The organism is Paraburkholderia sp. UCT31 (assembly GCF_014397655.1).
Classification (GTDB): Bacteria; Pseudomonadota; Gammaproteobacteria; order Burkholderiales; family Burkholderiaceae; genus Paraburkholderia; species Paraburkholderia tuberum.
Genome location: NZ_VZQP01000077.1, coordinates 21,854 through 28,099, shown reverse-complemented (window position 1 = coordinate 28,099; position 6,246 = coordinate 21,854). Strand labels below are relative to the sequence as shown.

The window sequence follows — 6,246 nt, the reverse complement described above, 5'->3', positions numbered from 1 at the left end:
CGCCTGAGCGGCTCCCGGAGCCGGAGTGGCCGACTCCATCTGCGGCAGCGCCGATTGTGGCGCGGGCGGGCTCAAGGGTTGCGCAGGCCTCACGCTGGCGCCAGCGGCACGCGTCGCATCGGTCTGCGGTTCCGATTCCACCGCGCCGGTGACGCTGCGGGTCACCGCGCCGGTCACGGCCGGCGCCTGATCGTCCCTGGGGTACAGCAGATAACCGGCGACGCCCGCATCGACCACGAGCAGCCCGACTATCATCATCTTGCCGGTATTCGTCATATCTAAGCAACAACCATTAAGCAACTGCGATTGATTGATGATAAACGAGCATTTCGACATCGACGCTTCTTGTGGGCATATTGCGGCGCGTCACGATGATTGATGTCCGAACGGCCCTGGCACGAACGGCGCGCGCTTGCCGCTAAAGCCATTCGCCGGCACGACGGAAGCGGACATTTTTTCCGCATGCCGCGATTTTCTTTTTCGACCAATTAGTCCCCCGCAATTGCGCGGCCGGCGCCTGCAGGAATGCGATTTAAGTTGTGCCGCCAATGCGCGGAGCCTGTACTATACGAACCATTGCAGACGACCGGCAGCCACGGTTCGATTATCCGGCGTGTGAAAGCGACTTGCAGCGACTGGCTCGCAGCGCACATGCCGGCAGGCCCGCGCCAGGCTGCGCCACCCGAGACGCGCGAACAGCGCCGATAGCGGCGCGAACAGCGACGGCAGGCGGTCACCGGTAGTAGCGACAAGAACCCATTGATCATGCGGACCCGCGGGCGAGGCATCGCCCGGCATTCCTTGGGCAGTCGCCTGGCGAAACGTCAGATCGACCGACCGGTCGGTCGGGGACCTTCGCGGCGGCGTGAGAAATACGTGAAGATATGAACAACTTTATTCGACCTCCCGTTTTTTATCCGTCCACAGTGGTTTTCGTCGACGACAACGACAGCTACCTCGACGCGCTCCGCCGTTTCTTCCCGGGCACCTACACGAACCTGTTTTTCACGCGTCCGCAAGCGGCCCTCAACTATATCCGCCAGCACGCACGCGAGAATTCGCTCGAATTCGCGGCCGCGTCGGCGTGTCTGAGCGAACCGGGCGTCGAGCGCTTCGTCGAGACCTCGGCGGAGCGCGACATCGTCGCGCAGCCGTCGCGCTTCGAGGAAGTGGCGGCGGTCGTCGTCGACTACGACATGCCGGGCATCGACGGCGTCGAGTTTTTGTCGTCGATCTCGCACCTGCGTTGCGCGAAGGTATTGCTCACCGGCGTCGCCGATGAAACCGTCGCGGTGAAGGCCTTCAACGCCGGCATCGTCGACCTGTACCTGCGCAAGACCGACGCGGATTCCGCCAATCGCCTCACGCACTTCCTGAAGGACGCCAAAAGCCGCCATTGCGCGGAGTCGGGCTGGCTCGCGCTCGGCGAAAACGGCATGACCTACTGCGATCCGCGCACGCGCAAAATGATCGACGAAGTGGTGGCCGCTCAGGGCATCGTCGAGTTTTACTGGCGGCCCGAGCAGAACGTGATCCTGATGTTCGACGCCGCGGGCAACCCGAGCGTGTTCGTCGCGTGGGCCGAGAACGACTGGATCTCGCAGGGCGAGATCGTCGCCGACGAGGGTGGCCCGTCCGACCTGCTGCGCCAGCTCGCCACGCGCGAGGTGATGCCGCTGTTCTGGCCGGACCTCGCGTATCGTGGCGGCATGAAGTTCCGGTCGCTGACGCCCCAAAGCATTCCTGGCTGGGACGACGCGTTCTTCGGCTGGACCCGCATAGAGCCGGCTGAGGTCGGCCTCGATCTCGTCACGTTCGCGCAGTGGCGCGGCGACCGCAATCGCTGAGCCGCGATAACGCGCCGGGCGCGGCAGTGCATATCGCCGCGCTAATGGCGTGCGTTTTCGCGGAGAAATTCGCATACAGCCCTGTGCATGGCCTGCACGCCGGGGCTTGTTTCAAGCGCGCGCCAGCATCCATGCACGAGCCCCGTGCCGACCAGCAGCCGGGCATCTCCACCAGCTTCGCGAATTCGCTCGACGAACACGCGCGCGTCGTCGCGTAGGGGGTCGTGCTCGGCGCCGATGGCCAGCGTCGGCGGCAGCCCGTCGAAGCGGGTTGCGGCGAGCGGGATCGTCCACGCGGGGCCGGGCGTTGGGTCGGCTTCCTCTCCTTTTCCCCAGTAAGCGTCGCGAAACTTAAGCACGTCCGCGAGCGTCAGCATCGGCGCATCGGACTCGGTGTCGCGCGCGGGCAATTGCGGCTCGGTGCCGAGCATCGGATAGACGAGCGCGATGCCGCGCACCCTGCTCGCACATTCGTCACGCAGGCGTAGCGCGACGCTTGCCGCGAGCGTGCCGCCGGCGCTATCGCCCGCGAGTTGCAATGCGGCGCGCTCTGGGAGGTCGAACGGCAGGCGGTGGTTCAACGCGGCGCGCGTGATCTCGAGGCAGTCGTCGTGCGCGGCCGGCGCGCGATGCTCAGGCGCGAGCCGGTAGTCGACCGCGATCACGTCGAGGCCGGTGTCGGCGGCGAGGCGCGCCGTCACCATCTGATGACTGTTCAGCGAACCGAGCACGAAGCCGCCGCCATGAAAATACAGCACCGTGCCGCGGATCGTGCCGTGTTCGCTTGCCTTCGCTGGATGTCGGTAGAGCCGTAGCGGGATCGCATGGCCCGCGTCGGTGCGAAAGCTTGCGTCCCGTGTGGTGAGTTCGCTGGGCAGTGGCGGCGTCAACGTCGCGGCGTAGCGGTCATATAGCTCGCGCTGCTCGCGCGGCGTCATCGCCGCGTGATGCGACGGATAGAGCGCGCTCGCTCGTTCGATAAAGGCGGCGATTTCCGGCTCGAGCATGGTCACTCCGTTTGAGTAGTGTTTCCCGTTTGCACCGCGCATGGCAAAGCGATCACACGTCCCGCGAAACGCGCCGGCGGCAATGCCGCATGGGCTTGCGCGAGTTCGTGTACGCGCGCTTTGACGTCCGGATCGAAAGCAACGCCGCGCGGTCCGCTGGTATCGACGTGCAGCAGCATCTGCTCGCCCGCGGCGACGGGGCCGGTGCGTTGGCTTTGCGTCGTGTCCAGCGCAAACATTTCGAAGTACACGTGAATACGTTTCGCGTCGCAGCCGAGCACGCGCATGTCGACACGCACCTGCGTGCCTTGTTTGATTTCATGCAGATAGTTGAGATGCGCTTCGAGCGTGTAGATCGATCGATGCCGCTCTTTGCGCACCGCATCGGGCAGGCCGATCAGATCGATCAGCCCGTCGACCGCGAGACTGAAGATCAGCAGGTAGAACGCGTCGCGCATGTGGCCGTTGTAGTCGACCCATTCGGCGCGCACGCCGTCGCGGTAAGAGGGCAGGGCAACGGGATGCGACATGAGCGTCTATCTCCTCGATCGAATGCGATGTCTGCGGCGCGTCGTTGGGCGTTATCAGTGTAGTGCATCGCGTTGAGGCTGCGCCGGAACGTGGTGGCCTCGAATTGTGGCCGCTATGGCAACAGTGAATTCATGGTTCAGGGCTTACTACGTGGCTCGACCGGCTTCTAAACTGCGTTAACCGCTGCGGATGGCCGATGGTCGCACCAGGCTCCGCGGCAATCGCATGAAGCCATCTCGGGAGGTTGGAAATCATGAAGTCCATCAGGTCGCTGATCGAAGCAGGGGCTATCGCCGCTCTCGTTGCCGCGCCGCTCGTGGCGTTTGCCCAGTCGAATCCGGCCGATCAGCCGCTCGCGCGCGCCCAGGTCCGCGCCGAGCTGATTCAGCTCGAAAAGGCGGGTTACGATCCGTCCAATGCGAACGTGATCGACTATCCGGCCGATATCCAGGCGGCCGAAGCAAAGGTCGCGGCGCAAAACCAGGCTGCGCAGAATAGCGGCTACGGTGCGCCGTCGAATGGCTCGTCGCAGCGCAGTGGCCGCACCGATTTCGCGCCGACTTCGTATTCCGTGCCGGTGGTGAATTACACGCGTTGATTGCAGCGTGTACAACTAACGTCACTTCCGAAGCGCAGCAACGCGACGCCGTCGAATCTGACGAGCGGCGCGGTCGACAGCACGGGCTGAGGCTTCAGTTCACCGTTCGTCGTGAGCCCGACGGGGGCGGGCACCGACCAGCAGCGCATCCTCGGTGCGGGCCACGCGGCCAGCGCCGGCAGCGGCAGCAAGAAGGCCGGAATGGCGGAGTGGATGATCGAAGCGAAGGGGCTTTGTGCGGTGGAAAGCGGCGGTATGAGGCGCGGAAGAAGTGTTGGCATTGCCCGGTGATCGAGATCACCCCCCTGCAGCACCGAGTGCAGGTGACGCGGAAAAAAACGGGCGGAGCGCCAGTGCGCTTCGCCCGTGCTGTCAGTTTTGAATCCGGCTGCTCAGTGCCGCGCGCGCGAACGCGCGCCATCCTCAGATCACCCGTTCACGCAGCCACGCCGAGCCGAGATCGATCACCGTCACGACGACGATCACCATGATCATCACCGCGGCCGTCTGCGCATAGTTGAACGAGCGGATCGCTTCGTACAGCACGACGCCGATGCCGCCCGCGCCGACCATGCCGACCACCATCGCCGAGCGCACGTTCGACTCGAAGCGATACAACGCGTACGAGATCCACAGCGGCAGCACTTGCGGCAGCACCGCATAGACGATTTCGTCGAGGCGCGTCGCGCCGGTTGCGCGCACGCCTTCGGCCGGACGCGGATCGATCGCCTCGGCTGCTTCTGCGAACAGTTTGGCGAGCACGCCCGTCGTATGCACCCACAGCGCGAGCACGCCGGCGAATGGCCCGAGGCCGACCGCGACGATGAACAGCATCGCGAAGACCATTTCGTTGATCGCGCGGCATGCGTCCATCAGGCGGCGCATCGGCTGCACGACCCACTGCGGCGCGAGATTGTGCGCTGACATCAGGCCGAAAGGCACCGCGCAGACGAGGGAGAGCGCGGTACCCCAGATCGCGACCGCCAGCGTCACGTACATCTCGTGCACGTAGCTGCGCCACTCGGTGAAGTCGGGCGGGAAGAAGTCCGCGGCGAACTGGCCCATGTTGGCCGAGTCGCTCAGCAGATCGAGCGGCCGCATGTCGGCGCCGTGCCACGCGCCGCCGAGTACCGCGAGCACCGCGATCCAGCCGAGCAACGACCACCAGGTGCGCTTGCCGGCACGATCTTTCGCTTGCGCCGTCCGCGCGGCGGCCGCTTCGCTCGCGCGCGCGGGCGACGTGCTCAGATCCGCGGAGTTCATTGCTTCGACTGTGCGTTGCTGAGCGCGCTCAGCTTCGCGTCGAGAGCGGCCAATTGCGTCTTGCGGTCGCTATCGGACAGATGTGCATCGTTCTCGATCTTCTGCTTTTGCTGGAACAGCACGATCTCGCGAATCGGCAGCAGTTGCCGATCCGACGATGCCTCGAAGCCGCTGTACTCGGTGATGCCGGCCATCACCGCTTTTTCGTGCAAATCGGTTTTCGCGTAGTTCAGGAAGAACTTGCGCAGCTTGTCCTTCGTCGCTTCCGGCAGATCCTTGCGCCACACGAGCGGGTCCGAAGGAATCAGCGGCGAGGTCCACAGCACGCGTACCTGCGCGAACTTGTCCGGATGCTCGCGCTTGAGCGTTTCCATCATCATGCTGTTGTTGGTCGCGATGTCGATCTTGTTGTTGACGACGGCCAGCAGATTCGCTTCGTGGCTCGACGGCAGCACGCTCTTGAACGACGTGTAGACCGGCGCGTTGTGCTTCGCGAACAGGTAGTAGCCAGGCACCAGCGTGCCCGACGTCGAGTTCGGATCGCCGAACCCGAGCGTCACGCTCTTCGTGTCCTTGAACACGTCGTCGAGCGTCTTGAAGCGGCTGTTTACGTTGGTGATCAGCAGCGAGTAGTAGCCGCTGTCGCCGTTCGCGTGCTGCGCTTTCGCGAATACTTCGCCATTCGAACGATCGACGGCTTCGATCGCCGACGCGTTGCCGAAATAGCCGACCTGCACCTTGTTGAAGCGCATGCCTTCGATGATGCCCGCGTAATCGGTCGCGAAGAATGCCTTCACGTTCAGGCCGGTCTGTTTCTTCATGTCATCGATCAGCGGTTCCCAGCGTTGCTTGAGCACCGCCGACGAATCGGTCGAGATGATCCCGAGGTTGATGTCCTCGGCGTGGGCCGCGGTGATGCAGGCGAAAGCGGCAGCGCCGGCCGCGAGCGTGATCAGGGAGCGCAGGAATTTCATCGGTTGAGATCCGGTTGAGTGGACGG

At 64.2% G+C, this 6,246-nt stretch carries 7 protein-coding genes and 1 pseudogene; 2 read left to right on the top strand and 6 right to left on the bottom strand.

Annotated elements, in window-relative coordinates:
- Window positions 1-336: pseudogene (locus F6X40_RS37430) on the bottom strand (hypothetical protein); the annotation flags it as partial.
- A 548-nt stretch (window positions 337-884) separates the two neighbouring features.
- On the opposite strand from F6X40_RS37430, the gene F6X40_RS37425 reads away from it, so the two are divergent.
- On the top strand, window positions 885-1,847 hold the full coding sequence (locus tag F6X40_RS37425; RefSeq protein ID WP_187631334.1) for a response regulator: 963 nt from the start codon (window positions 885-887) through the stop codon (window positions 1,845-1,847).
- Between the two features lie 41 nt (window positions 1,848-1,888).
- Here the strand turns inward: F6X40_RS37425 and F6X40_RS37420 are convergent, their stop codons facing one another.
- Entirely contained in the window at window positions 1,889-2,854 is a 966-nt protein-coding gene (locus F6X40_RS37420) for an alpha/beta hydrolase (RefSeq protein ID WP_187631333.1), read from the bottom strand.
- 2 nt (window positions 2,855-2,856) lie between these two features.
- Complete coding sequence (locus F6X40_RS37415) at window positions 2,857-3,384, bottom strand: thioesterase family protein (protein WP_184063060.1); 528 nt, start codon at window positions 3,382-3,384, stop codon at window positions 2,857-2,859.
- Between the two features lie 254 nt (window positions 3,385-3,638).
- Here F6X40_RS37415 and F6X40_RS37410 point away from each other — a divergent pair, with 254 nt between their 5' ends.
- Entirely contained in the window at window positions 3,639-3,983 is a 345-nt protein-coding gene (locus F6X40_RS37410) for a DUF4148 domain-containing protein (protein WP_184063058.1), read from the top strand.
- Here F6X40_RS37410 and F6X40_RS37405 read toward each other — a convergent pair.
- The 3 genes from F6X40_RS37405 to phnD form a co-directional block, all read right to left on the bottom strand.
- Window positions 3,971-4,264 carry a hypothetical protein gene (locus F6X40_RS37405; protein ID WP_187631332.1) on the bottom strand — a complete coding sequence of 98 codons (294 nt, stop codon included), beginning with the start codon at window positions 4,262-4,264 and terminating at the stop codon, window positions 3,971-3,973. The two genes, F6X40_RS37410 and F6X40_RS37405, sit on opposite strands and share 13 nt — an antisense overlap.
- A 142-nt stretch (window positions 4,265-4,406) precedes the next feature.
- A complete protein-coding gene (phnE, locus tag F6X40_RS37400; RefSeq protein WP_187631331.1) occupies window positions 4,407-5,246 on the bottom strand; it encodes a phosphonate ABC transporter, permease protein PhnE in 840 nt (279 codons plus the stop codon).
- Entirely contained in the window at window positions 5,243-6,220 is a 978-nt protein-coding gene (gene phnD, locus F6X40_RS37395; RefSeq protein ID WP_187631330.1) for a phosphonate ABC transporter substrate-binding protein, read from the bottom strand. The genes phnE and phnD overlap by 4 nt, the downstream gene beginning before the upstream one ends.
- Window positions 6,221-6,246: the final 26 nt, after the last annotated feature.

Bases quoted from the DNA above. Each gene is read 5' to 3' on its own strand.
- phnD (WP_187631330.1), bottom strand. From the start codon at position 6,220: ATGAAATTCCTGCGCTCCCTGATCACGCTCGCGGCCGGCGCTGCCGCT.
- F6X40_RS37415 (WP_184063060.1), bottom strand. From the start codon at position 3,384: ATGTCGCATCCCGTTGCCCTGCCCTCTTACCGCGACGGCGTGCGCGCC.
- phnE (WP_187631331.1), bottom strand. From the start codon at position 5,246: ATGAACTCCGCGGATCTGAGCACGTCGCCCGCGCGCGCGAGCGAAGCG.
- F6X40_RS37410 (WP_184063058.1), top strand. From the start codon at position 3,639: ATGAAGTCCATCAGGTCGCTGATCGAAGCAGGGGCTATCGCCGCTCTC.
- F6X40_RS37425 (WP_187631334.1), top strand. From the start codon at position 885: ATGAACAACTTTATTCGACCTCCCGTTTTTTATCCGTCCACAGTGGTT.
- F6X40_RS37405 (WP_187631332.1), bottom strand. From the start codon at position 4,264: ATGCCAACACTTCTTCCGCGCCTCATACCGCCGCTTTCCACCGCACAA.
- F6X40_RS37420 (WP_187631333.1), bottom strand. From the start codon at position 2,854: ATGCTCGAGCCGGAAATCGCCGCCTTTATCGAACGAGCGAGCGCGCTC.